Genomic DNA, 25,912 nt, shown 5'->3' on the forward strand with positions numbered 1-25,912 from the left:
GACTATACCGACCGGTAAGGATTGATTGGGCGCAGAAGCGACCACTCTCGATGTACCAGCGACACCGGCCTGCGAACTGATCTTGATGAGGCTGTCACCTGCGCCCGCGTCTGCAGGAAGCGCTAGCTTCGCCGACTGAATCGCGCACTGAAGACAGCCCACCGAGGCGGACAAGGCGCTTCGCGACCCTGGCACGGTTGTGGTGCTGACGCAATAACTTGCGCCGGGGTTTATCGTTGAGCGATGGGCATCCCGGTGGGCGTGTATGGCCACTGCGACAAGCGCACGCAGCTGCCAACCCTTCACGTCGGTTTCAGGATGCGCCTGGTCGCTCCCACGCACCTTCTTGGCCCTACAAGTGCCATGCTTGTTGGATGCCCCGGAGTCCAGTGCGCGCAGACGCACGGCCTTGGGCAAGGAGGCTGCCGACAACCACGCAACCGTGACGTGGTCGGTACGCCGCAGCAGAACACGCCGGGCACTTGCCACTACAACAAAAGGCGGGCCCGTGATGCAGAGGTCCGCTGTATGCCTGATGAACTGCTTGACCTGCCGTTGATCCACAGCATTCTGGCGCGCGAAAAGGAAAACCCTGGCGCGCTGTTACCGATTCTCCATGCCATCCAGGACAGCATCGGCTACGTACCCGATGCCGCCGTCCCCGAGATTGCCCATGCCCTCAACCTCAGCCTGGCCGAGGTGCGTGGGGTCATCAGCTTCTATCACGATTTCCGCACCGCGCCGCCAGCCCGGCACACCCTACGCCTGTGCCGCGCCGAGTCGTGTCAGAGCCGTGGAGCCGAAGCCCTGGCCGCGCAACTGCGCGAGCAGCTGGCGCTGGACGATCATGGCACCAGCGCCGATGGGGCTATCGGTTTGCGACCTGTGTATTGCCTGGGAGCCTGTGCCTGTTCGCCAGCCCTGGAGCTGGACGGTCAACTGCACGCAAGGCTCACCCCTGAGCGGTTGCGGGCCTTGGTCAAGGGTTGCCTGGAGGACGCAGCATGCTGAAGCTGTTCATCCCCTGCGACTCCGTGGCCCGTGCCGTCGGTGCCGATCAGGTCGCCGATGCCCTGTTGCGCGAGGCCGAGCGTCGGCAATTGCCGCTGCAGATCCAGCGCACCAGCTCACGTGGTCTCTACTGGCTCGAACCCTTGGTGGAGTGCGACTTCGGCCGGGGGCGTCAAGGCTTCGGGCCGGTTACCCCGGAGGACGCGCCAGCCTTGCTCGATGCGCTGGTGGGCGAGCCGGGTGGCCATTCGCTGGCCTTGGGTGCCGTTGAAGACATTCCGTATCTGAAAAGCCAGCAGCGCCTGCTGTTCGCCCGCGCCGGCATCACCCGGCCCTTGTCGCTGGAGGACTACCGCGCCCATGGCGGCTTCGAAGGCTTGCGCAGCGCCGTGACGATCGGCGGTGCCGATGTGGTCGCCCAGGTGCTCGAATCCGGCCTGCGCGGCCGTGGTGGCGCAGCCTTCCCGGCGGGCATCAAGTGGCGCACCGTGCGTGAAGCCGGCGCTGGACAGAAGTACGTGGTGTGCAATGCCGACGAAGGCGACTCCGGCACCTTCGCCGACCGCATGCTGATGGAGGGCGATCCGTTCCTGCTGATCGAAGGCATGGCCATTGCCGGTCTCGCGGTGGGCGCAACCAAGGGGTACATCTATGTGCGCTCGGAGTACCCGGATGCGATCCGCGTGCTCGACCAGGCACTGCTCATCGCCCGTAACGCGGGTTATCTGGGCGACGACATAGTCGGCAGCGGCCAGGCCTTCGACCTGGAGGTGCGAGTAGGGGCGGGTGCTTATATCTGCGGCGAGGAAACCGCGTTGCTGGAGTCCATCGAGGGCAAGCGCGGAATCGTCCGTGCCAAGCCACCGCTGCCTGCCCTGCAAGGCTTGTTCGGCCTGCCGACCCTGGTGCACAACGTGCTCACCCTGGCCTCGGTGCCGACGATCCTGGCCAAGGGCGCGGCGTTCTATCGCGACTTCGGCATGGGGCGCTCGCTGGGCACCATGCCGTTCCAGCTGGCGGGCAATGTCCGCTACGGCGGCCTGGTGGAACGCGCCTTCGGTTTGACCCTGCGGGACCTGGTGGACGGCTATGGCGGCGGCACCGCCAGCGGCCGGCCGTTGAAGGCCGCGCAGGTGGGGGGGCCACTCGGCGCCTGGGTGCCTCCCAGCCACTTCGACACCCCGCTGGATTACGAAGCGTTCGCCGCCATGGGCGCGATGCTCGGCCACGGCGGCGTGGTGGTGGCCGACGACACCCTGAACATGGCCAGCATGGCGCGCTTCGCCTTGCAGTTCTGTGCCGAGGAGTCCTGCGGCAAATGCACCCCGTGCCGAATCGGCTCTACCCGTGGCATGGAGGTGGTGGACCGGCTGATCGCCACCCGTGACCTCACCGAACGCCACGACCAGGCCCTGTTGCTGCGTGACCTGTGCGACACGATGCAGTACGGCTCGCTGTGCGCCATGGGCGGGATGACCTCCTACCCGGTGGCCAGTGCACTCAAATACTTCCCCGCCGACTTCGGGTTGACCACCACGGAGGCCGCCCAATGATCAATTTCTTCGACCCCCAGACCGACCTCGGAACCCCAGCGCGCGAAAGCGACGTGCAGGTCAGCCTGACCATCGACGGGCGCGCGATCAGCGTTCCTTCGGGCACGTCCGTCATGCGTGCCGCCGCGTTGCTGGGCACCAGCATCCCCAAACTTTGCGCCACCGACAGCCTGGAAGCCTTTGGCTCGTGCCGGCTGTGCATGGTGGAAATCGAAGGCATGCGCGGCTACCCGGCTTCGTGCACCACGCCGGTCAGCGAAGGCATGGTGGTGCGCACCCAGACCCCGCGCCTGGCCGGCCTGCGCCGCAACGTGATGGAGCTGTACATCTCCGACCACCCGCTGGACTGCCTGACCTGCTCGGCCAACGGCAATTGCGAACTGCAGACCGTCGCCGGACAGGTTGGCCTGCGCGAGGTGCGCTACGGCTATGATGGCGCCAACCACCTGGCGGAACAGAAAGACCAGTCCAACCCGTATTTCGATTACGAGCCCAGCAAGTGCATCGTCTGCAGCCGCTGTGTGCGCGCCTGCGAGGATATCCAGGGGACCTTCGCCCTTACCATCACCGGACGCGGTTTCGACTCGCGGGTCGCGCCAGCCGGTGGCGACAACTTCCTCAGCTCCGAGTGCGTATCCTGCGGTGCCTGCGTGCAAGCCTGCCCGACCGCCACCCTCAGCGAGAAAAGCGTGATCGAGCTTGGCCAGCCCGAGCGAGCGGTCATCACCACGTGTGCCTACTGCGGCGTGGGCTGTTCGTTCCGCGCCGAAATGAAAGGCGACCAGTTGGTACGCATGGTCCCGGACAAGAATGGCGGCGCCAACCACGGCCATGCCTGCGTCAAGGGCCGGTTCGCCTGGGGTTATGCGACCCACCCCGACCGCATCACCAAACCGATGATCCGCAAGCGCCTGGAAGACCCTTGGCAGGAAGTCAGCTGGGACGAGGCGGTGACCTATGCGGCCAGTGAGTTCCGGCGCATCCAGCTCAAATACGGGCGCGACTCGATTGGCGGTATCACCTCCAGCCGCTGCACCAACGAGGAAGCCTACCTGGTACAGAAACTGGTGCGCACCGCGTTCGGCAACAACAACGTCGACACCTGTGCCCGGGTCTGCCACTCACCGACTGGCTATGGCCTCAAGCAAACCCTGGGGGAGTCGGCAGGCACCCAGAGCTTCGACTCGGTGATGCAGGCCGATGTGGTGCTGGTGATCGGCGCCAACCCCACCGACGCCCATCCGGTGTTCGGCTCGCAGCTCAAACGGCGCCTGCGCCAGGGCGCGCGTCTGATCGTCATCGACCCTAGGCGCATCGACCTGGTCGACTCGCCCCATGCCCGCGCCGACCTGCACCTGCAACTGCGGCCCGGCACCAACGTGGCCATGCTCAATGCCTTGGCTCATGTGATCGTCACGGAAGGGCTGCTGGCGCAGCGCTTCATCGACGCCCGCTGCGAGACCGTGGACTTCGCCCACTGGCGCGATTTCGTCAGTCAGCCGGAGAACGCCCCCGAGGTACTTGGCCCTGTGTGCGGTGTACCCGCCGAGCAGATCCGTGCCGCGGCGCGCCTGTATGCAACCGGTGGCAACGCGGCGATCTACTACGGGCTTGGCGTTACCGAGCACAGCCAAGGCAGTACGGCGGTAATGGGCATCGCCAACCTGGCCATGGCCACCGGCAACATTGGCCGGGAAGGGGTCGGGGTGAACCCATTGCGCGGGCAGAACAATGTGCAGGGCTCGTGCGACATGGGTTCGTTCCCCCACGAGTTGCCCGGTTACCGGCACATTTCCAACGAAACCGTACGTGCCGAATTCGAGCAAGCCTGGGGCGTGACCTTGCAACCCGACCCCGGGCTGCGCATTCCCAACATGTTCGAGGCCGCGCTCGACGGCAGCTTCAAGGCGCTGTACTGCCAGGGCGAGGACATTGCCCAAAGCGACCCAAACACTCAGCACGTCACCGCAGCGCTGCTTGCCATGGAGTGCGTGGTGGTGCAGGACATCTTCCTCAACGAGACGGCCAAGTTCGCCCATGTGTTCCTGCCGGGCAGTTCGTTCCTCGAGAAGGACGGTACCTTCACCAATGCCGAGCGGCGTATCTCGCGGGTGCGCAAGGTGATGGAGCCGCTGGCCGGCAAAGCCGACTGGGAGGCTACCGTGGCCCTGGCCAATGCCCTGGGCTACCCGATGAACTACCGCCACCCGTCCGAGATCATGGACGAGATCGCCCGCCTCACGCCGACCTTCCACCGCGTCAGCTACACCGAGCTCGACCGCCACGGCAGCCTGCAGTGGCCGTGCAACGAGGCAGCGCCCGACGGCACGCCGACCATGCACATCGACCAGTTCGTGCGGGGCAAGGGGCGCTTCATGCTCACTGGGTACGTGCCTACCGACGAGAAGGTCAACAACCGCTATCCGCTGCTGTTGACCACCGGCCGCATCCTCAGCCAGTACAACGTTGGCGCCCAGACCCGGCGCACCGCCAACGTCGCCTGGCATGATGCCGACCGTTTGGAAATTCACCCTACCGATGCCGAGAGCCGGGGCATCGTCGAGGGTGACTGGGTTGGCATTGGCAGTCGTGCGGGGCAGACGGTGCTGCGTGCCAAGGTCAGCACACGGGTAGCGCCCGGGGTGGTCTACACCACCTTCCACTTCCCCGAGTCTGGCGCCAACGTGATCACCACCGACAACTCCGACTGGGCCACCAACTGCCCGGAATACAAGGTTACGGCGGTGGAGGTGGTGAAGGTGTTCCAGCCGTCGCAATGGCAGAAACGCTACCAGGACTTCAGCGAGGAGCAGCGTCGTCTGCTCAAGGAGCGCCGCGCCGCGGAACAACCGGAGAAAGCCGAGGTACGTCGATGAGTAGTGAAAACCTGGTGAAGATGGCCAACCAGATTGCCCATTACTTCGACAGCGAACCGGATCACGCCCTGGCGGTACAGGGCGTGAGGCAGCATCTGAAAAGCTTCTGGACACCGGCCATGCGTCGGCAACTGAGCGAGTGGAACCAAGCCCATGGGGGAGAGGGCTTGGACCCGAAAGTGCGGGAGGCTCTGGCCTAGGGGAGGGAGTGCTGGTCCTGTCGCCGGCAACCCGGCTACTACAGAGGGTTTGCCGGGGTGGGGGTGGTGCGAAGATGAAATGTCCGTAATGTTTTTCTGTCGAGTCCTGGGGTAATGCTACGCTCGCGAAAACAACCCCATGCACTCGTTACGGAATTGCACCATGGACATGAACTGGCACCAGGCCTTGCAGGAGAGCCTGAGCTGGCTTGCAATCGCCTCGTTCATCACCCTTGCCTGTTTCACCGCTGCGGCCGCGCTGGCAGTGCGCTATACCCGTTGGGGCAGCCAGTTCTGGCAGTTGGCCGGCCCTTACTTTAGTTTCTGGCGCAGCTGGCGGCCTCTGCTTGGGTTCGCGCTGCTGCTGGTGCTGACCTTGTTCGCGGTGCGCCTGAACGTGCTCTTCTCGTTCTGGTACAACGGCTTCTACAGCGCGTTGCAGGCCCTGGACCAGACAGCGTTCTGGTACTTGCTCGGGGTATTCGCGGTGCTGGCCACCATCCATGTGCTGCGCTCGCTGTTCACTTATTATGTGACTCAGGCTTTCAACATCCATTGGCGAGTCTGGCTGACCGAGCGCCTGACCGGTGATTGGATGCATGGCGACGCCTACTACCGTGGGCAGTTCCTCGCCGAGCCGGTGGACAACCCCGACCAGCGTATCGAGTTGGACGTCAACGCCTTCGTGACCAATTCGGTGTCTCTGGCATTGGGTGCGGTCAGCGCGCTGGTTTCGCTGGTCGCCTTCACGGGCATTCTCTGGGGGCTGTCGGCGCCGCTGTCGGTGGCTGGGTACGAAATCCCGCGGGCGATGGTATTCGCCGTCTACGTGTATGTGATCGTCGCCACCTGGATCGCCTTTCGCCTCGGGCGTCCGCTGATTCGCCTCAACTTCCTCAACGAAAAACTCACGGCCAACTTCCGTTATGCATTGATGCGTCTGCGCGAAAACGCGGAGAACATCGCGTTCTACCAGGGCGCTCAGGTGGAGCGAGGCACGTTGCTCGGCCGCTTCACCGCGCTGATCGGCAACGTCTGGGCGTTGGTGTTCCGAACCTTGAAGTTCAGCGGCTTCAACCTGGGTATCAGTCAGGTGGCCGTGGTGTTTCCGTTCATCCTGCAGGCGCCGCGGTTCTTCAGCGGTGCAATCAAGCTTGGCGATGTGATGCAGACCTCCCAGGCCTTTGGCCAGGTGCAGGATTCGCTGTCGTTCTTCCGCGAGTCCTACGATACCTTCGCTCAGTACCGCGCCACCCTCGACCGTCTGACCGGTTTTCTCGATGCCAACCAGCAGGCCAGCGAACTGCCGCAGGTCACCACGCAGGACCAGGCACACGCGCTGGACATCAGCCGGCTGCAAGTGCTGCGCCCCGACGGCCACCCCTTGATCGCCGACTTGAATCTGAACCTTCAGGCCGGCCAGGCGCTGTTGATCAAGGGGCCGTCCGGCAGCGGCAAGACCACCTTGCTGCGCGCGCTGGCAGGGCTATGGCCCTATGCCGAAGGCTTGGTCCGCAGACCCCTGGGCAATCAGGCGCTGTTCCTTTCGCAGCGCCCATACCTGCCACTGGGCGACCTGCGAACCGCCATCGCCTACCCGGCGAGCAGCGCTGCGGCGGACGATGCGCGCATGCAGCAGGCGTTGCGTCAAGTCAACCTGCCCCACCTGGCCGAGCGGCTGGACGTCAGTTGCGACTGGTCGCACATACTCTCGGTTGGCGAGCAGCAGCGCCTGGCGTTCGCCCGGGTGCTGTTCAACCGGCCCCAAGTGGTGTTTCTCGACGAGTCCACTTCAGCCATGGACGAGGGGCTGGAGCATGCGCTGTATTCATTGTTGCGCAATGAGATGCCTGACACCTTGCTGGTCAGTGTCGGCCACCGCAGTACCTTGGCCAGCTTCCACTCCCACCGCCTGGAAGTGGATGGCCATGGCGGTTGGTCGTTGATCGAACAGGAGTTGCTACCCGTCGGCTAGGGCGTGCACCTGTGGGAGGCGCCTGCCTGTAGTTCAGCGCCGCACTTGCGCTGGGTCGGTTACGGCGGACCACTCGAACTGGTCTGGCGCCAGGTACTGCACCTGCTCCGCCGGCAGCTGCGAATCGAGCCACGACCGCGCGTGTTCCGGCGCCAGCACCAGGGGCAGGGCGGTGCCGGCTCGTGGATCATGGTCCTGCGTCAGGATCACGAAACCATCGTCCTCTTCTGGCGCCAGCCCTATACGAATCTGCGTCAGCGCGGCGACGAAGATCGGAGCCCCGCTTTTCAGGCGAACGAAGTGGCACCGTCGCCCGTTAGGTGCCTGTGCATCGTCCGACCAGGCGTACCATCCGTCCGCCATCACCAGCGCTCGGGTCTGTGGCCACAAGGCATGGAAGGGCAGGCAGGCGCTGATGATCTGCAGTGGCGCGCTGATCGACGCAGGCTGGCGCTTCCCCGCCCACAGCGGTGTCCACCCCCACGGACGTGGCGTCAAGCGCAGGCCGGTGTCGCTGTCGTGCAGGATCAGCATGCGAGTGCCCGGCTCGATGGTGGGGTGGCCAGGGGGCTCGTTGCTGGCGCTGTCGAGCACAGGCTGTTCGGCGCCCAGCACTCGCAGGTAGTCGGCAGGGCCCTGGTATTGGGCGAAGCACTCACACATGGGCGTTACTCCCTGAGGCGGGTGGAGCGAAGCTGGAAGGCTCCGGGGTCTGTGGCACGTTACCTCGCCGACAGTGAAGCGTTGATGATCTATGCAGCGTTTTCACTGTGAGCGCACCTGGCTGCTGAAGTGGGGCAACAGGGCCAAGCCGACCAGCGTGGCGCCGGCGAATGCGGCGCCGACCAGGAATGTGGCCCGAAAACCTGCGCCGTCCCATAACAGGCCAGCGACCACGCTGGCACCCAGCAGCGCCGCGCCGGTGAGCAGGTGGAACAGGCCAAAGGCCGTCCCACGCAGTCTGGCCGGGGCACTGTCAGCGATCAACGCACTGAATATGCCCTGCGTGAAGCCCAGGTGCAGCCCCCAGGCCACCACGCCGAGTGCCAGCCCGATCCAGCCCGGACACAGCGCCAGCAGCAGGTCGGCGATCAGCAGCAATGCCAGCCCCAGCATCAGCACCACGCGGCGGCCGCGCCGGTCGGACAGCGTACCTGCAGGGTAGGCCGAGATCGAATAGGCCAGGGCCAGGAGCACCAGCACCGCCGGTGCCCACTGCGCGGCCAGGCCCATGTCCTGAGCGCGCAGCAACAGGAAGGCTTCGCTGAAGCGGGCCAGGGTGAACAGCGTGGCCAGGATGATCAGCCGCCAGTAAGCAGACCCTAGCCGCACCAACTGGCGCAGGGCAAGCGGTGAGCGTACGGGACGCGTCTTGGGCAGGGTGTCCGGCTCGCGGACGAAGGCTATGAGGATGAACACTGCCAGGAACGCAGGCACCACCGCCACCCAGAACACCGTCTGGAAGTGACTGGAAGTCAGCCACATCACCCCGATCGCCAGCAGTGGCCCGAGCAAGGCGCCGACCGTATCCAGCGCCTGACGCAAGCCGAATGCTGCACCGCGAAGCTCTGGAGGGGTCACATCCGCCACCAGCGCGTCCCTGGGCGCCCCGCGAATACCCTTGCCGATGCGGTCGACAAAGCGCGCACCGGTCAGCCACTCAAGGCCGGTCGCCAGCGGGAATACTGGTTTGGTCAGGGCCGCGAGGGCATAGCCCAGCACCGTGAGCAGCTTGCGTTTGCCCAGCCGGTCGCTCAAGGCACCGGAGAACACCTTGGTGATCGATGCGGTGGCCTCGGCGATACCCTCGATGAAACCCACCGCAACGACCGAGGTACCAAGCACGGTCACCATGTACAGCGGCAAAAGGGCGTGGATCATCTCCGAGGAAATGTCCATGAACATCGACACGAAGCCCAGCGCCCAGACACTGCGGGGAATTTTCGGCAGTACCCGGGTGGGTCCTGAGCGTTCGGATTTTTCGGCGGCGCGCATGGTTGGCCTCGGCTTCCTACCTTCGAAACTGTAGGAGTCATTGGGCAGGTTGCAACATTGCTGGTGTGCCGGGTTGTTCATGCCAGCCGACCCGCTTTGCCGGCGCTGCGACAGTGCCCGAAAAACGTCTGGGGGCGACGCGGCGACCGTGCTCCCACTCCTGAAGCGAACATACCGAACCCCCGCTTGGCGAAGTTCCGTCACAAACATGTAAATTTCGTAAATAAGATTTAAACACATTTGAGAATCATTATATTCACCATCCCTGTTGGCCCCACACAATACTTGCCGGGCCGAAGGGCGAGGGGCCCGTCGGCGCGCAGGCCGGGCCGTGCCTTTGCCCATGACCGCAGGAGAAGTGTCGATGCAATCCAGAACCTCACCCAACAGCCTGGCCCTGGCGTTTGTCGCGCTGGCGTCGCCGGCCATGGTGGCGACTGCGGCCGAGGCCGAACAGCAACACACCGGTGAGGTGGTGGAGGTTCCGATGGCCGACCCTGCGCTGGTGATCCAGGACACCTTGGTGACCGCCGAGCGTGAGGCACGCCAGGCGCTGGGTTCGTCGATCATCACTGCTGAAGATATCCAGCGTCACCCACCAGCCAATGACCTGTCCGACATCATTCGCCGCGAGCCGGGGGTCAACCTCACCGGCAACAGTGCCAGTGGCGCGCGGGGCAACAACCGCCAGATCGACCTGCGGGGCATGGGGCCGGAAAACACCCTGATCCTCATCGATGGCAAGCCCTCCAGTGCACGCAATGCGGTGCGTTATGGCTGGAACGGCGACCGCGACACCCGTGGCGAAACCAACTGGGTGCCGGCCGAGGCTGTCGAGCGCATCGAGATTCTTCGCGGTCCGGCTGCAGCGCGCTACGGCTCCGGCGCCATGGGCGGGGTGGTCAATATCATCACCAAACGCCCCACCGAAGCGTTCAAAGGCAACGTCAACCTGTACACCCAACTGCCCCAGGACAGCGCCGAAGGGGCTAGCCAACGGACCAACTTCAACCTCAGCGGCGGGCTGACCGAAAACCTGGGGGGGCGGTTGTACGGAGGCCTGGCCAAGACCGATGCCGACGACCTGGACATCAACGCCAGCCATGCCAACAGCGCTTTGGTCGCTGGCCGTGAAGGGGTGCGCAACAAAGACATCAATGGTCTGCTGAGCTGGAAACTCAATGATGAGCATCGCCTCGAAGCCAGCGCAGGTTACAGCCGCCAGGGCAACATCTACGCTGGCGATACCATGAACAGCAACGGTGGCAGCAATGTCGAGCTGATCTCCAGCCTGTATGGCCACGAGACCAATGTCATGCAACGGAGCACCTACGACCTGACCCACCTGGGTGATTTCACCTGGGGCACCAGCAAGACCTCCCTGGCCTACGAGTACGTGCGCAACTGGCGTCTTAACGAAGGCCTGGCCGGTGGGCCTGAAGGGGCGATCAACGACACCGGGGCGGCTATGTCGCGCCTGCGCAACACCCGCCTGAGCAGCGAAGTGAACCTGCCGTTCGCCACGGGCAGCACCGAGCACGTGCTGACCCTGGGCGGTGAGTACCTCTACGAGTCGCTCAACGACCAGGGCTCGTTCCGCCCGCAGAGCTTCGACCCCAGTGGCGCGGGCAACAACGTCATCAGCGGTTTCGACCGCAGCGACTCGAAGATGACCGCCAAGAGCTATGCGCTGTTCGTCGAGGACAACATCGTTATCGGTGACACCACCGTCACCCCTGGCCTGCGTTTCGACCATCACGAGACCTTTGGCGACAACTTCAGCCCGAGCCTGAATGTGGCGCACAAGTTGACTGAGTCGTTGTCGCTCAAAGGGGGGATTGCCCGCGCCTACAAGACGCCGAACCTGTACCAGTCCAACCCTAATTACCTGCTCTACAGCCGTGGCAACGGCTGCAGCGTGCAGCAGACCAACGCCGGTGGCTGCTACCTGCAAGGCAACGCCGACCTGAAGCCGGAAATCAGCGTCAACAAGGAAGTCGGCCTGCTGTACGACCGTGGCACCTGGCGCACCAGCGCGACCTACTTTCGCAACGACTACAAGAACAAGATCATCGGCGATACCGATGTGCTCTACACCATCAACAGTGGCCGTCGTGTGACCCAATGGGAAAACGCCGGCAAGGCGCGGGTCGAGGGTATCGAGGGCAACCTGTTCGTCGAGCTGAGCCCGACGGTGGACTGGAACACCAACCTGACCTGGATGCTCGACAACGACAACCGCGAAACCGGCGAGCCGCTGTCGGTGATCCCCGAGTACACGGTCAACACCACGCTGGACTGGCGTGCCACCGACAAGCTGTCGTTCCAGGTCGCCGGCACTTACTACGGCAAGCAGAAATCGCCGACCTACAACTTCCGCACCCAGGAAGACTACGACGAACAGGCGCAGCAGGATGTCGAAGCCTACGGGTTGGTGGATGTCAGTGCCGGGTACACGTTCAACGCCAACTACAACGTGCGGGTAGGGGTGAACAACGTGTTCGACAAGCAGATCCTGCGCGGCGGCAATGCCAGCAGCTCGGGCGCCAACACCTACAACCAGCCAGGGCGCGCGTTATTCGCTTCGTTGAACATCTCGTTCTGATCATCGCCAGCAAGCCGGCCCCACACGACCCTTGTGGGAGTCGGCTTGTGGTGGTGACGAACCGCAGCGATGGGGCTGCACGCAGCCCCCTAGGAAAAACACCAAGGACCACTCGATGATCAGAGTCCCCGCCTGGCTGCAGATCCTCTCCCGCAGCTGCGCCGCGTTACTCGGCGGCTACGCCTTCAGTTACTCGGCCACCGCTTGCCTTGCCCGTCTGCTGCCGCTATCGCCCGCCGACGCGGTGATCGTCTCGACCCTGCTGGCATTCGTCCTCTACACCGGCGCCATCCTCTGGGCCTTCGCCAGCCGTGACGCCTTGCGCGCCTGGGCGCCGCTCGTCCTGGCAGCGCCGCTGGCGCTCATCGGGTTCTGGCCCCAGACACTGGAGTGGCTGGCATGAAAAACACGTTCACTCAATCCATGGCCTGGCTGCACACCTGGGCCGGGCTGATCTTCGGTTGGTTGCTGTTCGCCATTTTCGTCACCGGCACGTTGGCGGTGTTCGACGAGGAACTCAATCACTGGATGAAGCCTGAGATCCCGACCCGTAGCGTTTCCCAGGCCGATGCTGCCCGACAAGCGGTGGCCTTTTTGCAGGCGCATGAGCCGACAGCGAGCCACTGGGGTATCAGCTTGCCCACCGAGCGGGCGCCGGGGCTGCGGGTGTCCACGGGGGAGCGCCGCCATGGCGGTGGGGTGCAACTGGACCCGGCAACCGGCGAAGTCATCGAGGTCCGTGACAGCGTCGGCGGCAACTTTTTCTTCCGTTTCCACTTCACCCTCGACCTGCCGCGCAATTGGGGCATCTTCGTGGTCGGAGCCCTGGCCCTGGTGATGCTCGCCGCGCTGGTGACCGGCATCGTCATTCACAAGAAAATCTTCAAGGAGTTCTTCACCTTCAGACCGAACAAAGGCCAGCGCTCCTGGCTGGATTTTCACAACGCCAGTGCAGTGCTGTTGCTGCCGTTTCACCTGATGATCACCTACACCGGGCTGGTGATCTTCATGCTGATCTACATTCCCGCGGGCGTCGATGCGCTGTTCGATGGCAACCACCGCGCTTACTTCCAGGCCCAGGGCAATGCGCGGCTCGAACAACCCCGTGGGTTGACCAGGCAACCCGGCGAGCTGGTGGACATCGCACCCTTGCTGGCCCAGGCCGAGGCCCAGCTCGGCCCGATTGCTGGCTTGAGCATCCGTAACCCCAACACGGCCGGCGCACGTATCGAGATCCGCCCGGAGCTGGGCAACCGCATCGCCCTCAGCAAGGGCCAGGCGATGGTGTTCGATGGCGTCAGCGGCAAGCTGCTCAGCGATGTGCCTGAGCTGCGCCCTGCGCCGTTGACCCAGCGGGTGATGGTCGGCCTGCATTTCGCTCAATTCGGGGGCTACCCGATGCGCTGGCTGTACTTCGCCTGCGGGCTGGTCAGCTGCGCGATGATCGCCAGCGGCCTGGTGCTGTTCTGCGTCAAGCGCGGGCGCCAATACGCCAACAGCGGTGCCGAAGCACGCGGGCTTGGTGGGTACCGGGTTGCCGAGGTGTGCAACATCGGCTTCATCACCGGCCTGCTGCTGGCCTGCGTCGGCTTGCTGTGGGCCAGCCGCTTGCTGCCAGTCGAACTGGCACTGCGGGAGCAGTGGGAAGTACGGGCGTTCTTTGGCGTGTGGTTGCTGGCGCTGCTGCATGCGGGTGTGCGCCCGGCCAAGCGCGCTTGGGTCGAGCAACTTGGCCTGGCCGCGCTGCTGTGCGCAGGCTTGGCCTCGCTCGGGGGAGTCGGCGATGCCATCCGTCTTGGCGTGGTGGTCACGGCGCTGGTGCTGGGCGGGCTTCTGGGGGCGGCGGCGTGGCGGGTGCAGCGTAAGCCGTCGGCGCCCAGGCAGGCAAGGGCAGGGCGCCTGAGGGAGATGCAAGCATGATCATGCTGGTCACAGGCGGCGTGCTGTGCGCCTACGCTGGAATGCTCGGGCTGTGCCAGGGCCTGGAGCGCCACTACAAGCAGGTCTGGCAGCGCACCTGCCCCCGGTCGCTTCGTCTGACCCTGCGCAGCGCAGGTTGGCTGGCCTTGCTGGCGAGCCTGTGGCTCTGTGCCCAGGCCTGGGGTTGGGCCATGGGACCGGTGGCTTGGTTCGGTGCGATGTCGCTGGCCGGGATGGCACTGCTGATGCTGCTGCCATACTGGCCACGGCTGGCGGTTGCGTTGGTTGCGCTGGTGCCGGTCTGGGGGCTGCTGCAGCTGTGCTTTTGAGCCGGACGCGAGGCTGCAAGCCAGTCCCTGGCGCGCTGACGCTGCCTTCCGTCACCCTGGCGGTTGCGGTAAAACATCCACAGACGTGCTAAACCAGTCTGCTCAACTCGACCCTCAAGAGATTCCCGGTGAAAGCTGTACGCCTCACACTCATTTGTCATGCCCAGACCGCGGCTCAGCGAGCGGGGCGTTTGCATCGTGCGCAGGATGGCATTCTGGACCACGCCGATCGGCCATTGACCCCTATGCCCGATGTGCGCGTGTTGACGGCACCAGAGGCACGTACCAGGGAAACGGCGGCCTGGTTGTCGGGCGCGCCTCAGGTCGAGGTCGGCCTGGCCGATTGCGACCTGGGTCGCTGGCAGGGCATGACGCTGAAGCAGTTGCAGGCCGAGCAGCCCGAGGCGCTGGCGCAGTGGCTGGAGGACCCTCGCAGCGCACCCCATGGGGGCGAATCCTTTGCCGAGGTGTGCCAGCGGGTGGGCGGTTGGCTGGAGGCGTTCGAGGGGAAGGGGGACTGGTTGGCAGTGACGCACCCTATGGTGATCCGGGCAGTGATCGTTCACCTACTGGGGTGTCCGCTGACAGCGTACCAACGCATCGATGTGTTGCCGCTGTCGCGTCTGGCGTTGAGTTACACCGGGCAATGGCGCCTGCGTCTGGCGTGACGCAGGCGCGTCAGCTCAGAACGCCAGCTTGTAGCCGATCAACAGCAGCATGCCGGCCAGGCAAGGCCGCAGCACGCGGTCGGAGATACGCCCGGTGAGGTGGCTACCCAGGTAGATGCCTGGCAGCGAGCCGAGCAGCAGGTAACCCAGCAGCGACCAGTCCATGTTGCCCATGCCCGCATGGCCTAGGCCGGCAACCAGGGTCAGCGGCACGGCGTGGGCGATCTCGGTCCCCACCAGACGGCGGGTAACCAGGAACGGGTAGAGCAGGAACAACGCCACCGTGCCCAGGGCCCCTGCACCGATGGAAGTGAGCGTGACCATCACGCCCAGCACCACGCCGGTGAGCACGGTGAGGATATTCAGGCTGCGATCGCTCAGATGGTAGTGGTCACCGGCATGGCGATTGGCGAAAGCCTGCAGGCGCGACTTGAACAGGATCGCCAGCGCGGTCAGGATCAGCACCACCGCCAGGCCTTGTTTGATCACCGCATTGAGTGCCGAGGTGTCGGTGTGCAGGGTGCTGAGAAACCACAGCGTCAGCGCGGCGGCAGGCACGCTGCCCAGGCTGAGCAGGCCGGTGATCTTCCAGTCGATGTTCCTGTTGCGGCCATGCACCCAGACACCACTGGCCTTGGTGATGGCGGCGTACAGCAGGTCGGTACCCACGGCGGTGGCCGGATTGATGCCGAACCAAAGAAGAATGGGCGTCATCAGCGAACCGCCACCGACGCCGGTCATGCCGACGATGAAACCTACAACCAGTCCGGCAATGGTGAAACCAAAAGAACCTACATCCATACGCTACTCGACTGCCCAGCTTGCCCGTTTTCGGATGCTGCCCAGCATATAGATTTTTTTATAGCCAAATAGACTTGTTCGTTATTAGGTTATAACTGCGCTGATGCAGCGGCATCCCGATGATGCAGCAAACGCCGGCAAGCCGGACCCTCGTCGAAGGGGGAGCCGCCTTGCCAGCGATGGGGCCGAATCAGATTCGGAAGCTACCCACCAGTTGCTTCAACCGCCCGGCCTGCTGGGCCAGCGCATCGCAGTGACGCAGGGTTTCATTGAGGTTTTCCACCCCTTGCTGGTTCAGTGCGTTGATCTGGGTGATGTCCAGGTTGAGGCTCTCGACCACGGCGGTCTGTTCCTCGGTGGCGGTGGCGACGGATTGGTTCATGCCGTCGATCTCGCCGATACGCTGGGTCACGCTGGCCAGCCGCTCGCCCGCCTGGTTGGCCACCTGCACGGTCTGCTCGCTGGACACCTGGCTGGTGTTCATGGTGTGGACCGCCTCGCGGGAACCGACCTGCAGGCTGGTGATCATGCGGTGGATCTCTTCGGCCGACTCCTGGGTGCGGTGCGCAAGGTTACGCACTTCATCGGCCACCACCGCGAACCCACGTCCGGCCTCACCGGCGCGGGCGGCTTCGATGGCGGCGTTGAGTGCCAGCAGGTTGGTCTGCTGGGAGATGCCTTTGATCACATCGAGGATCTTGCCGATGTCGTCGGTACTGGCGTTGAGCGCTTCGATCTGCTCGCAGGATTCGCTGATCCGTTGCGACAGAGCGGTCATGGCGTTGATCGCTTCTTCGACCACTTCGCGACCGCCATGGGCCTGTTCGCTGGCACCGCTGGCATGCTGCGAGGCATCGGCGGCGTTGCGGGCGATTTCCTGGGTGGCGGCACCGAGCTGGTTGATCGCGGCGGCAACGCTGTTGGTGCGCATGCTTTGTTCTTCAGAACCGATGATCGAGGCGTTGGAGGCGTTGACCACCTTTTCCGACAAATCGTGTACCAGGCGAGTTGCCGAAGACACTTCGCTCATGGACGCGTGGATACGCTCGACGAAGCGGTTGAACGAGGTCGCCAATTCGCCGAATTCGTCCTTGTGTTGCACGGTCAGGCGGCGGGTCAGGTCACCTTCGCCCTCGGCGATGTCACGCATGGCGCGGCCCATGGTGGTCAGCGGGCGCATCAGCACCGGGATCAGCAGGCCCAACAGGCCGGCGATGGCCGCTACCGCGATGATCATGGCGATGACCGCCGAAGTGCGGAACTGGCCAAGCGCGGCATAGGCCTTGTCCTTGTCGATCGACAGGCCGATGTACCACTTCGCCGAGGGCAGGCCGCTGACCGGGGCGAAGGAAATCAGTCGTTGCTGACCATTGAGCGTGACATCCTGCATACCGGTGGTGACCCGCAGGCCGCTGCCGGGATAGATGTCTTTGAGGTTCTTCATCGCCTGGTCTTTGTCCGGGCTGACGATCACCTGGCCTTCGCTGTCGACGAGGAAGGCATGACCGATACCGCCGAAGTCGACCGAGTTGATGATCTGCACCAGGGTATCGAGGGTCAGGTCGCCGCCAACCACGCCCATCAGCTCGCCGTTGCCCTTGCGCTTGACCGGGGTGGCGATGGTGACCATCAGGCCACCTACGGCGCCCTGGTAGGGGGCGGTGAGGACGGTTTGCCCGGCGCTGACCGCCGCGCCGTACCAGGGGCGCTGGCGTGGGTCGTAGCCGGCAGGCATCTGTGCGTTGGGACGCTGGGTGAACGCGCCGGTAGCCTGGCCCAGGTAGGTGAAGAGGAAATTGCTCGTGTAGGACGGTTGCTCGATCAGCCCGGCCAGGTTGTCGCCAGCGCCTTGCTCGGCGATGTCCTGGGCCAGGTTCTCCAGCACCAGGATGCGCCCGCTCATCCAGTTCTGCACGCTGCTGGCAGTCAGCGCACCGGACTGTTGCACGGACGATTCGATGTTTTGGGCAATGGTGTTGCGTTGCAGGTAATCGTTGTAAAGCGTGAACAGAGCGAAGGCCAGCACCACGACGGCGCAGGCGCTGAGCAGGATCTTATGGCGGAATTTCAGGTTCATGTTTCGAGACCTTGAGCCAGTGATGGGAGGGCGCTGCGCGCTTGTGACGGGCGTGCGGACCTTTCACCTTTCATATCGGCGTGCTGGGTAAAAAATTGAAACAGTAACAGTGACTTATTGATCCTCTGTCGACGGACGGCAGGTCAGCGTGTGGCCAAGTGTTCGATCAGCATGCGAGCAGCCTGGCGCAGCGGCTGTTGCTTGCGCCAGAAGGCATGGATCGGCAGCTGCAGCTCATTGTGCGTGTTGCGAAAATTCAGGCGCACCAGGCGTCCGGCTTCGATCAGCGGGGCGACCCGGCTGAGCGGCAGATCACCCCAGCCATGGCCGGCTTCGACCATCTGCAGGGCGAGGTCGAAACTGTCGGTGTACCAATGGGTGGCACCGATCGAGGCACGCGGGTCGGCCAGCGGCAGGTCGCGGCTGCGCACCAGGATCTGGCGTACGGCAACCAGGTCCTCAAGATAATGGATGCGCTCGTCGAGCATGGCTCGATGGTTGGGAGACAGGGTCGCCACCAGTGTCTCTGTGCCGATGTGCTGGAATCCTCGTTGGGGGTCTACGTGCAGACCGGCGAAGGCCAGGCAAAGGTCCGCCCGCCCATTGTCGAGCAGCTGCAGGGCATCCTCTTGAGGGGCGCTGAGCAGGGCGATGTCCAGCAGCGGATAGCGCTCGCCCAGGTGGGCGATGGCGGCCAGCAAGGGACGGTGGTCGATGTCCGGGACCACGGCGATGCACAGGCTGCTTTCAAGCCCTTGGGACAGCTCAAGTGCATGCACCTGCAGAAGGCCTAGCTGCTCGGCAATCAGCCGGGCGTGGGGCTCGAGGGCCAAGGCACGGGGGCTGGGCCGCACTTCGCGCGGGCCGCGCTCGAACAGGGTATAGCCCAGTTCGGCTTCGAGGTTGCCGATGGCCATGCTCACCGCCGAGGGTACCCTGCCCAAGGCGCGCGCAGCGGCAGAAAACGAGCCATGGTCGAGCACGGCGAGGAACAACTGGATGTTATCGCTGGAAAAGTTCATGGGCAGCCTCCTGTCAGTCAATCTGAAAGCTGTTGACTTTGCCTGTCAATAAAAATGAATCATCCTTGCGCCCATCGCTTTTGTCATTTGAGGTAACCCCTGGTGCAGGGACTGAAACGCAAACTGGTCTATGTGACCTTCTATGAACTGATCGGCCTGTGCATGTCGACCGTGGGGCTGGCCTACCTGTCGGACACTCAGGCATCGCACACCGGGCCACTGGCGGTGATGATCACCACCATCGCCATGCTCTGGAACCTGATCTACAACAGCCTGTTCGAGTACTGGGAGAGCCGCCAGGCCAAGCGCGGTCGCAGCGTGGCGCGGCGGGTGGCGCATGCCGTGGGTTTCCAGCTGACCTTGGTGGTGTACCTGATACCGCTGATTGCCTGGTGGCTGGACATGAGCCTGGTCGAGGCGTTCCTGGTGGACCTGGCGTTCATCGTTCTGGTGCCTTGCTACACCTTCGTCTACAACTGGGCGTTCGACCGGATCTTCGGCCTGCCGACCTCGGCGATGGCCGTGGCCTGACGCCGCCCAGCCAGCCTCAGGGCGGCAGGCGTATCAATAATGGCTCCTGGCGCTGCTGCACTTCTTGCTCCCTCAGCTGTGGTGCGCTGGCCAGCAAGCTGTCCTCGACCTGGCCGGACAAGTAGTACACCCCCGCCATGGCGCCACTCTGGCGGTTCTCCATCAGCGCCTGCCATTCCTGGTTGAGCGCCACGTTCAGGATCACCCGCAACTGCTCGACCATCTGCGGATGCTCGCGGTCGTGGGTGATCATCCCGTAGCCGGCCGAGACGATCGAAATCATCGCCCCGGCCACCTTGCCCACGGCACTGGCCACGGCACTGGCTATGCCGCGTGGCGCCAGGGTGGCCCCGAGCTTCTCGCTGGCGCGGTCGGCAACCGTTGACAAGCCAATATCGGTTTGCCCAGGGCCTTTTGCTGCTTGCAGGTGCAGGTGCTGGCGCAGGGCCTGCCAGGCGGGCTGCTGTTCCAGTGGCTTGGCGCGCAGCAACTGATAGAGGCTGGCATTGCGTGCCTCGGGCGGGCCCAGGGCGATGGCCGGGATGCGATTGAGGCGCTGGCTGAACTGCTCAGGCGGCGCACGATAGCGGGCGATGATGGCTGGCAGTTGCTGGCCGAGCAGTTGCACGTACAACTCGCAAGCCCGATCACGGATGCCTTCGGGGTTGATCTGTTCGGCCACTGGTTCGATCACCCGTTCGTGATACTGCTCCTGCAGGTACAGGGCCAGGCGCTTTTCCGCAGGCTCCCGGCCTTCGCCACTGTCGAGCTTGTACCAGGCGACCTTCAGGGTCAGCCATTGCTGGGTCCAATAGCCGGTGAACCAAGGGATGAAGTCGCTCTCGGTACGCTGCTGCACTTGCTCTTTCCATACCCGCATCGACCGCCGGGCATAGTCATTGGCCGAACCGGCGGCGCCTACCGAAGCCTCGATCAGTTCCTGGTCGATGCGTTGCCAGATGGCGGGCGTGAGCGCCACGGGCGGCGGTGGCGGCGCTGGCTTGCTGGCGCAACCGCCGAGGGCCACCAGCAGGCAGATCAGCAGTGAGGGAATGCGCAGCGTCATGCGAGCGCCTCCCTGATAAGTGAAGGGGGTTCAACGAGTATAGGGGGCGCATTCGGTGCCTGCCTTGCAGCCCATCGCGACGGCGCGTCGCCGCGACGAGCAGCGGCGATGGCGCAAAGGCGGTGTGGATCACTCGAGTTCGAGCTTGTCTTCCAAACGGTCGAGGTGCTGGTGCATCAGGGTCAGCGCTGTTTCCTCGTTGCCGGCTTCCACGGCGTCGATGATCGCGGCATGTTCCTCCCAGGCGCAGTGTTCGCAGCACGGTGATTCGTAGCGCGCGATGATCAGCGAGGTCATCGGTACCAGGCCGTTGAGAAAGCGCGCCAAGGGGGCGTTGGCGGCCACTTGCGCGAGTTTAAGGTGGAACTCGCCCCCCAGTCGAATCGCCGCACAGCGCTCGCCACGCTCGTGGTGCAGGCGTTCGCGCTCCACCAGCGAGCGCAATTGGCGAATGTGCGAGGGCTTGGCGCGCTGGGTGGCCAGGGTGATCAACGTCGTCTCCGCCAGGCGTCGGGCGCTGAGCACCTGGCGTGCTTGCTCAGGGCCAGGTGCGGCCAGGTGGGCGGTGTGGCTTGGGCGCTGAACCACCACTTGCTGATCCGACAGGCGCCCCAGCACCCGGCGAATCACCGTGCGGCTGACGCCGAAGGCATTGCCCAGCGCTTGCTCGGGCAGCAGGCTGCCCGGTGGCAGGCGCTGCTCGAGAATGGCGTCGAACAGCCGGGGGTAGATCTGATCGGCCGACAGGCGCGTCTCGCCAGCGGCGAGCAGGGCAGGCAACTGAGGGGCGGCTTGGGCGCAGGCGGTCATGGTCGCTCTCCTGGGGTCATTGGCTGTGATGTTCGTCCGGGATGTTCAGCTCGATTCCCATGCGCTGGCCTTCGGCCAGGATGTGCCGGCGCATCTGGGCGCTGGCCTGGGCGCTGTTGCGATCACGGATGGCCCGCACCACGGCTTCGTTCTCCTTGAGTCGGGCGGCCAGGTGCTCGGGGGAATTGCGTAGCATGTCGGCACTTTGCTTGAGGGCATTGCTGGTCTGCTGTACCACGCTTTGGAAGATCGGGTTGGTGGTCAGGGCGAACAGCGCCTCGTGGAAGGCAATGTAGGCTTTGACACCGGCTTCGCTGTCATCGGCCTCGAGGGCTTCGCGCATGTCCATCAGGGTCAGGCGCAATTGGCCAATGTCCTGGCTGTTGGCCGATTGCGCCACCAGGCCGACGATGAAAGGTTCGAGGGTGTAGCGCAGCTCCAGCACGTCGGCCAGGCTGGCCGGTGCCGTGGAATCGGCACCGGGCTCGGTCACCATCGCCTCGGCATCGAGTACCAGAACCCCCTTGCCCGGCATGGCGCGCACAAGGCCCAGGGTTTCCAGCACGGTGACGGCTTCGCGCAGGCTAGGGCGGCTGATGCCCAGTTGCTCGGCCAGCTCGCGTTGGCCAGGCAACATGTCGCCGGAGCGCCACTGGCCCCGTGCAAGCGCCTGGCGCAGTTTTTCCACCACTGAGTTGACGACGGTCGATGAGCTGATCACGGTTCGCTCCTGGAGGGGCCGGCATCATTGCCGGCCACACTCGGTCAAAATTCCTGTTGATGGGCGTTGGGCTGCTTGCGTGGGGTGTGGGCGAAACCCGGCTTGCCATCGAGCACATTCTGCGCACGTTGCATGTCGATGTCCTTTTCCCATCGGGCGATGGCCACGGTAGCCACGCAGTTGCCGATCAGGTTGGTCAGCGCCCGGCCGATGCCCATGAACCAGTCCACCGCCAGCACCAACACCAAGCCCACTACTGGAATCGCCGGTACGGCGGTCAGGGTGGCAGCGAGGATGACCAGCGCCGAACCTGGGATGCCGTGGGCTCCCTTGGAGGTCACCAGCGACACCAACAGAATGGTCAGCAGGTCGGTCATCGCCAGCGGTGTGCCGGTAGCATTGGCAATGAACACGATGGCCAGGGTCAGGTAGATGGAGAAGCCGTCGAGGTTGAACGAGTAGCCCGTCGGAATCACCAGGCCGACGGTGGAACTGCCGATGCCCAGGTGTTCGAGCTTACGCATGATCTGTGGCAGCACGGCGTCGGAGGAGGCGGTGCCGAGTACGATGGTCAGCTCTTCGCGCAGGTACTTGATGAACGGCAGCAGCTTGAGGCCCGACAGGCGCATCACGGTGCCGAGGATGATCAGCACGAAGCCCGCGCAGGTCAGGTAGAACAAGGCGACCAGCCCGCCCAGGTGCTGCAGGGATTCCAGGCCGTACTTGCTGGTGGTGAAGGCAATGGCGCCGAACACACCGATGGGGGCCAGGCGCACGATCATGCCCATGATGCGGAACACCACATGGCTCAGCTCATTGATCAGCCGCGAGATACCCGCCGCCGAGTCGCCCACCAGGTTCAGGGCACTGCCGAACAGCACCGAGAACAGCAGCACCTGGAGGATGTTGTTATCGGCGAAGGCACCGACCACCGACGTCGGGATGAGGTCCATGAAGAACGCCGTGGCGCCATGGATGTGCTGGCCACGTTCGGCCAGGCTGCTGGCGTCGGCGCTGGACAGCTGCTCGAGGTGAATGTTGGCGCCGCTGCCGATGCCGCTGGTGAAGGCGAAGACCAGGCCGATGACCAGGGCGATGGTGGTCAGGATCTCAAAATAGATGACGGACTTCAGGCCGATTCGCCCGACTTTCTTCAGGTCGCCGGCGCCGGAGATTCCACTGACCACCACGCAGAACACGATGATGCCGATGAGCATCTTGATCAGCTTGATGAAGCCGTCGCCGAGGGGTTTGAGTTGCAGGGACAGGTCGGGGAAGCTGAGGCCGCAGGCAATGCCGAGGGCAAGGCCCAGCACCACTTGCAGAAAGATCGAACGCGAGCACCATTTGAGCATGGGAGGGGTCTCTGATCGGTGTCCTTGCTTCGATGCCGCGAGGGCGAAAGAGCGCAGGACTTAATTATTGTGGTCTTACCGGTTTGTTCAGTGCAGGGTCATAAAAGCGCGAAAAATCCGACTTTGCAAGGAAATTCGGCCTTACCGGTCTGACCAGTTATGGGGCGTTGTGGCCTCACTGGCTCTAGTTCGGTGCACATAGCGTTGCGGGCCTGGTGGGGCGCCCGCGCGGATGAGGCGAAAGAGTTCAGGATTTGGCCAATGCCTGATCCACTGCTGCAATCAGCTTGCCAAGCGCCTTGGGCGGGGCCTTGTGAATCACATCGAACAGGTACGCTCGCTGCTCGTCTTCATCGTCAGGCTCGCAGAAGAAGACCTTGGGCTTGATGCCCAGAACGTCGGCGAAGGTTAGCAGGGCGTCGATGCTGGGGGTGTAGGTGCCGGTCTCGAAGCGGCTGATGGTCTTGGGGTCGAAGCCGGTCTGCTCGCCGAATTGTGCCTGCGTCAAGCCTGCCAGCTTACGGTAGCGGCGCAGGGCAAATCCCAGAGCTGATCTCTTCATCAATTAATTCCCATTTAGAATCAGGAACTTACCGGTATAGTTTGGTGTAAGGCAACGCTGCTTTGGATCACATTTGCTTGATTTATGTGATGGTATTCGTAGAATTCGCACTTTGACCGGCCAGTCATTATCGGCTCTCGCTCTATGCTCGACCCGAGGCTGCAAGGGGCTCAGGTGCTCTGGAGCGTTGGAGCCCCACGATGTGAAGCGGTTCCGGTGTGTCCGATGAGCGCGGCGCCGGTTTTCTTGTGAATGGAGTCCCATCGTGCGTGTCAACCTGCCGGTTACACCGGTCGAGCAGCGTTTCCCCGAAGATCAGCGACTGATATCGGCCACCGATACGGCCAGCCTGATCACCTACTGCAACCCAGAATTCGCTGCCATAAGCGGCTACAGCGAAGCCGAGCTGATCGGCAGCCCGCATAACCTTGTGCGGCACCCGGACATGCCTGAGGCGGTGTACGCATTGATGTGGCGTTACCTCAAGGCTGGTAAAAGCTGGATGGGGATCGTCAAGAACCGCTGTCGCAACGGCGATTTCTACTGGGTCAATGCCTATGTCACGCCGATCCTGGAAGATGGGCGGGTGGTCGGTTACGAGTCGGTACGGGTCTGTCCGACCCGCGATCAAGTGCGTAGGGCCGAGGCGTTGTATGCGCGCTTGCGCCAAGGCAAGTCGGCGTTGTCGACCGGCCGTCGCCTGGCATTGCTGGGGCAGGCGCTGGCACTGCCGATGCTCGGTGGTGCCCTGGCAGTGGCGGCCAACCAGTGCTTGCCTGGTGCGCTGGGCAAGGGCGTGACCTTCGCGCTGTTCGTGGCCTACGGCCTATGGGGACGCAACGATTTGCGCCGGCAGTTGCAGCGTGTGATCCAGGGCGCAGACGGTACCTTCGCGGACCCGATCGCAGCCTTGACCTACAGCGACCTGCCGGGCGCTGCCGGGCAGTTGCAGTTGATCCTGGTCGGTGAGCATGCGCGACTCAAGACAGCGCTGACCCGCCTGAGCGATCTTGCCGCGCAGATGGCCGTGGCCGCCGCGCAGGCGGGGCAGTTGTCCCGTGGCACTGAAACCGCCCTGCTCAAGCAGCGCGCCGAAACCGACCTGACCGCCACCGCCATGACCGAGATGGCCGCCTCGATCGGTGAGGTTGCCAGCCATGTGCAGTTAACGGCCAGTGAAGCCCATACCGCCCATGGGCTCGCCGAGCAGGGGAACCGGGTCGCCGACTCGACCGGTACGGCTATTCGCAACCTCGCGGCCACCGTTGGGCAGATCAACCGGGCGGTCACTGACCTTGCGGACCAGACCGACGCCATCTCCGAGGCGGCCGGGATGATCCGCGCCATCGCCGAGCAGACCAACCTGCTGGCACTGAACGCGGCCATCGAAGCGGCCCGTGCCGGTGAGCAAGGGCGTGGGTTCGCGGTGGTGGCCGATGAGGTTCGGGCGTTGGCCGACAAGACCCGCCAGTCGACCCTGCACATCCAGGGCGTCATCGACACGTTGCGCGAGGGCGCCGAGCAGGCCGTGGCCATCGCCAGCCAGGGCATCGAAGGGGCCGAGCACGGTGTAGCCCAGGTGCAGGAGGCGCAACAAGCGTTGCAAGGTATACGCGAGGCGGTGCAGCGAATCAGCGACATGAGCCAGCAGATGGCGACGGCCTCGCAGCAGCAGTCTTCGGTAGCCGAAGAGGTGTCCCGGCAAATCAACGGGGTCGCTGGCATCGCGCAGCAAAGTGCCCATAGCGCCAATGCCGCCGCCTCGCGCGGCGCCGAGCTGGAACAGGTGTGCGCCGGATTGCGCGCCCTGGTGGAGCGCTTCAACCGTTAAAGGC

General features: G+C 64.0%; 22 protein-coding genes. 12 read left to right on the top strand and 10 right to left on the bottom strand.

Annotation, left to right across the window (positions count from 1 at the left end; all coding sequences use genetic code 11):
- Positions 1 to 528 precede the first annotated feature (528 nt).
- From VXM67_RS10255 to VXM67_RS10275, 5 genes are all read left to right on the top strand, one after another.
- Complete coding sequence (locus VXM67_RS10255; RefSeq protein WP_023379606.1) at positions 529 to 1,011, top strand: formate dehydrogenase subunit gamma; 483 nt, start codon at positions 529 to 531, stop codon at positions 1,009 to 1,011.
- Positions 1,005 to 2,564 carry a formate dehydrogenase beta subunit gene (locus VXM67_RS10260; RefSeq protein ID WP_367237653.1) on the top strand — a complete coding sequence of 520 codons (1,560 nt, stop codon included), beginning with the start codon at positions 1,005 to 1,007 and terminating at the stop codon, positions 2,562 to 2,564. Before VXM67_RS10255 ends, VXM67_RS10260 begins: the two co-directional genes overlap by 7 nt.
- The gene (gene fdhF, locus VXM67_RS10265; RefSeq protein WP_023379608.1) at positions 2,561 to 5,440 is read left to right on the top strand and encodes a formate dehydrogenase subunit alpha; all 2,880 of its coding nucleotides are present in this window, start codon (positions 2,561 to 2,563) and stop codon (positions 5,438 to 5,440) included. The genes VXM67_RS10260 and fdhF overlap by 4 nt, the downstream gene beginning before the upstream one ends.
- Positions 5,437 to 5,640, top strand: a complete 204-nt coding sequence (locus VXM67_RS10270; protein WP_023379609.1) for a formate dehydrogenase subunit delta — start codon at positions 5,437 to 5,439, stop codon at positions 5,638 to 5,640. The genes fdhF and VXM67_RS10270 overlap by 4 nt, the downstream gene beginning before the upstream one ends.
- 163 nt (positions 5,641 to 5,803) lie before the next feature.
- Positions 5,804 to 7,615 carry an ABC transporter ATP-binding protein/permease gene (locus VXM67_RS10275; protein ID WP_367237655.1) on the top strand — a complete coding sequence of 604 codons (1,812 nt, stop codon included), beginning with the start codon at positions 5,804 to 5,806 and terminating at the stop codon, positions 7,613 to 7,615.
- 33 nt (positions 7,616 to 7,648) lie between these two features.
- On the opposite strand, the gene VXM67_RS10280 is transcribed toward VXM67_RS10275, so the two are convergent.
- Positions 7,649 to 8,278 (bottom strand): SOS response-associated peptidase family protein, encoded by a 630-nt coding sequence (locus tag VXM67_RS10280; protein WP_023379611.1) that lies wholly within the window; start codon positions 8,276 to 8,278, stop codon positions 7,649 to 7,651.
- A 102-nt stretch (positions 8,279 to 8,380) separates the two neighbouring features.
- The gene (locus tag VXM67_RS10285; protein WP_104882700.1) at positions 8,381 to 9,610 is read right to left on the bottom strand and encodes an MFS transporter; all 1,230 of its coding nucleotides are present in this window, start codon (positions 9,608 to 9,610) and stop codon (positions 8,381 to 8,383) included.
- A gap of 364 nt (positions 9,611 to 9,974) precedes the next feature.
- On the opposite strand from VXM67_RS10285, the gene VXM67_RS10290 reads away from it, so the two are divergent.
- From VXM67_RS10290 to VXM67_RS10310, 5 genes are all read left to right on the top strand, one after another.
- Entirely contained in the window at positions 9,975 to 12,215 is a 2,241-nt protein-coding gene (locus VXM67_RS10290; RefSeq protein ID WP_023379613.1) for a TonB-dependent siderophore receptor, read from the top strand.
- A gap of 115 nt (positions 12,216 to 12,330) precedes the next feature.
- Positions 12,331 to 12,618, top strand: a complete 288-nt coding sequence (locus tag VXM67_RS10295; RefSeq protein WP_023379614.1) for a hypothetical protein — start codon at positions 12,331 to 12,333, stop codon at positions 12,616 to 12,618.
- Positions 12,615 to 14,135 (top strand): PepSY-associated TM helix domain-containing protein, encoded by a 1,521-nt coding sequence (locus tag VXM67_RS10300; RefSeq protein ID WP_367237656.1) that lies wholly within the window; start codon positions 12,615 to 12,617, stop codon positions 14,133 to 14,135. The genes VXM67_RS10295 and VXM67_RS10300 overlap by 4 nt, the downstream gene beginning before the upstream one ends.
- Positions 14,132 to 14,464, top strand: coding sequence for a DUF3325 domain-containing protein (locus VXM67_RS10305; protein ID WP_023379616.1), 333 nt, complete (start codon positions 14,132 to 14,134; stop codon positions 14,462 to 14,464). The genes VXM67_RS10300 and VXM67_RS10305 overlap by 4 nt, the downstream gene beginning before the upstream one ends.
- A gap of 128 nt (positions 14,465 to 14,592) precedes the next feature.
- On the top strand, positions 14,593 to 15,132 hold the full coding sequence (locus VXM67_RS10310; protein WP_027906782.1) for a histidine phosphatase family protein: 540 nt from the start codon (positions 14,593 to 14,595) through the stop codon (positions 15,130 to 15,132).
- Positions 15,133 to 15,147: 15 nt separating this feature from the next.
- Here VXM67_RS10310 and VXM67_RS10315 read toward each other — a convergent pair whose 3' ends face one another.
- The 3 genes from VXM67_RS10315 to VXM67_RS10325 all read right to left on the bottom strand — a co-directional run bounded on the left by VXM67_RS10315 (position 15,148) and on the right by VXM67_RS10325 (position 19,032).
- Positions 15,148 to 15,933, bottom strand: coding sequence for a sulfite exporter TauE/SafE family protein (locus VXM67_RS10315; RefSeq protein ID WP_023379618.1), 786 nt, complete (start codon positions 15,931 to 15,933; stop codon positions 15,148 to 15,150).
- Positions 15,934 to 16,123: 190 nt separating this feature from the next.
- Complete coding sequence (mcpA, locus tag VXM67_RS10320) at positions 16,124 to 18,010, bottom strand: methyl-accepting chemotaxis protein McpA (RefSeq protein WP_023379619.1); 1,887 nt, start codon at positions 18,008 to 18,010, stop codon at positions 16,124 to 16,126.
- A gap of 143 nt (positions 18,011 to 18,153) precedes the next feature.
- Entirely contained in the window at positions 18,154 to 19,032 is an 879-nt protein-coding gene (locus VXM67_RS10325; protein ID WP_023379620.1) for a LysR family transcriptional regulator, read from the bottom strand.
- A gap of 102 nt (positions 19,033 to 19,134) precedes the next feature.
- On the opposite strand from VXM67_RS10325, the gene VXM67_RS10330 reads away from it, so the two are divergent.
- A complete protein-coding gene (locus VXM67_RS10330; RefSeq protein WP_023379621.1) occupies positions 19,135 to 19,563 on the top strand; it encodes a PACE efflux transporter in 429 nt (142 codons plus the stop codon).
- A gap of 16 nt (positions 19,564 to 19,579) precedes the next feature.
- Here the strand turns inward: VXM67_RS10330 and VXM67_RS10335 are convergent, their stop codons facing one another.
- From VXM67_RS10335 to VXM67_RS10355, 5 genes are all read right to left on the bottom strand, one after another.
- Positions 19,580 to 20,629, bottom strand: coding sequence for a hypothetical protein (locus VXM67_RS10335; protein ID WP_023379622.1), 1,050 nt, complete (start codon positions 20,627 to 20,629; stop codon positions 19,580 to 19,582).
- 129 nt (positions 20,630 to 20,758) lie between these two features.
- Positions 20,759 to 21,439 carry a GntR family transcriptional regulator gene (locus tag VXM67_RS10340; RefSeq protein WP_023379623.1) on the bottom strand — a complete coding sequence of 227 codons (681 nt, stop codon included), beginning with the start codon at positions 21,437 to 21,439 and terminating at the stop codon, positions 20,759 to 20,761.
- Between the two features lie 16 nt (positions 21,440 to 21,455).
- Positions 21,456 to 22,160: a FadR/GntR family transcriptional regulator gene (locus tag VXM67_RS10345; protein ID WP_104882697.1), complete on the bottom strand. Its 705-nt coding sequence runs from the start codon at positions 22,158 to 22,160 to the stop codon at positions 21,456 to 21,458.
- Between the two features lie 44 nt (positions 22,161 to 22,204).
- The gene (locus VXM67_RS10350) at positions 22,205 to 23,515 is read right to left on the bottom strand and encodes a C4-dicarboxylate transporter DctA (protein ID WP_027906784.1); all 1,311 of its coding nucleotides are present in this window, start codon (positions 23,513 to 23,515) and stop codon (positions 22,205 to 22,207) included.
- A 247-nt stretch (positions 23,516 to 23,762) separates the two neighbouring features.
- Positions 23,763 to 24,077, bottom strand: coding sequence for a helix-turn-helix domain-containing protein (locus VXM67_RS10355; protein WP_027906785.1), 315 nt, complete (start codon positions 24,075 to 24,077; stop codon positions 23,763 to 23,765).
- Positions 24,078 to 24,342: 265 nt separating this feature from the next.
- Between VXM67_RS10355 and VXM67_RS10360 the strand changes: the two genes are divergently transcribed.
- The gene (locus VXM67_RS10360) at positions 24,343 to 25,908 is read left to right on the top strand and encodes a PAS domain-containing methyl-accepting chemotaxis protein (RefSeq protein WP_104882696.1); all 1,566 of its coding nucleotides are present in this window, start codon (positions 24,343 to 24,345) and stop codon (positions 25,906 to 25,908) included.
- Positions 25,909 to 25,912 lie beyond the last annotated feature (4 nt).

This window comes from Pseudomonas sp. Rh2 (assembly GCF_040762985.1).
Taxonomy (GTDB): domain Bacteria; phylum Pseudomonadota; class Gammaproteobacteria; order Pseudomonadales; family Pseudomonadaceae; genus Aquipseudomonas; species Aquipseudomonas taiwanensis.